Genomic DNA, 1,211 nt, shown 5'->3' with positions numbered 1-1,211 from the left:
GGCTCGCCGAGGCGGAACGCCAGCTCGGCATCGCCCGGCGCGAGTCCGATCCGGTCGCCGCCCTCGACGCGGCACGACGTGCGGCGTCCAGGGCGAGCGACGCCGAGGCGCTCGCGCACTACGCGGCGCTGCACCGCTGACGTCCGCTGGACGCGCGCCCCCCTACTTGCCGCCGGCGATCAGGATGTCGGCACCCGACGTGTACGACGCGTCGTCGGAGAGCAGGTAGGCGACGGCGCCGGCGATCTCGTGCGGCTCTCCGGGGCGGCGCATCGGGATGTTGCCCGCGCGCTCGTCGGGCGCGTTCGGCCGGCCCGCTGCCGCGTGGATCTCGGTCCGGGTGGTACCCGGCGAGACCGTGTTCACGCGCACGCCGACCGCCGCGAACTCCTTGGCGAGGCCGGTCGTCATCGCGTTGAGCGCGGCCTTGCTCGCGGCGTACGGGATGTAGGTGTTCGGCGCGCCGTGCGTCGCCGCGCCGGAGGAGATGTTCACGATCGAGCCGCCGACGCCGCCGGCGGCGGTGGACATGTGCGCGATCGCGGACCGGCAGAGCACCATCGGGGCGAGGACGTTGATGCGGAACACGAGCTCGGCCTCCTCGATCGACCCGTCGAGGAACGGCCCGATCATGCCCGTGATGCCCGCGTTGTTGACGAGGCCGGTCACGCGTCCGAACAGCCGGACGGCCTCGGGCACGATCTCGGCCGCGCGGTCGAGGTCGGCGAGGTCGAGCTGGAGGAGCTCGACGCGGGCGCCCATCGCGCGACATCCGTCGGCCGCCGACTCGGCGTCGTCGCGGCGTTCGCGGTAGGTCAGCACCAGGTCGTGGCCGTCGGCCGCGAGCCGCGCGGCGATCGCACGGCCGATGCCCCGGCCGCCGCCGGTGACGATCGTGACGGGCCGGGCATCGACATCCGAGGTCATGCATCCACCTTACGAGTGGGCGGTGCCGCGGCCATCGCGTAGCCTGACGCGGTGAGCGAGACGACCACGACCGACTCCACGACCGCGAACGCAGCGGTGCCCCCTTCGGCGCAGTCGAAGTACCAGGTGCGATTCGACCACGGGACGGGCGGCGTGCGCCGGATCGCGCGCGAGGCCGACGTCCTCGTGTGGGTCGACCAGGTGGCGGATGCCACGGGCGGCGCCGCCGCGGACGGCGGGGCGCCCGGACTCCTCGTGCCGCGCGACGTGCTCGCAGACACCCC

1 protein-coding gene and 1 pseudogene are annotated in these 1,211 nt (G+C 74.2%); one reads left to right on the top strand and one right to left on the bottom strand.

Going from position 1 to position 1,211, the window contains the following annotated elements; all coding sequences use genetic code 11:
• Positions 1-162 precede the first annotated feature (162 nt).
• The gene (locus ESO86_RS17260; protein WP_129235993.1) at positions 163-927 is read right to left on the bottom strand and encodes an SDR family NAD(P)-dependent oxidoreductase; all 765 of its coding nucleotides are present in this window, start codon (positions 925-927) and stop codon (positions 163-165) included.
• 51 nt (positions 928-978) lie between these two features.
• On the opposite strand from ESO86_RS17260, the pseudogene ESO86_RS17255 reads away from it, so the two are divergent.
• Positions 979-1,211 (top strand): annotated as a pseudogene (locus ESO86_RS17255) (hypothetical protein); the annotation flags it as partial.

Origin of the sequence: Agromyces binzhouensis (assembly GCF_004135055.1) — a bacterium.
GTDB classification, from domain to species: domain Bacteria; phylum Actinomycetota; class Actinomycetes; order Actinomycetales; family Microbacteriaceae; genus Agromyces; species Agromyces binzhouensis.
This window is presented reverse-complemented; position numbering and strand designations above follow the sequence as displayed.

Bases quoted from the DNA above. Each gene is read 5' to 3' on its own strand.
- ESO86_RS17260 (WP_129235993.1), bottom strand. From the start codon at position 927: ATGACCTCGGATGTCGATGCCCGGCCCGTCACGATCGTCACCGGCGGC.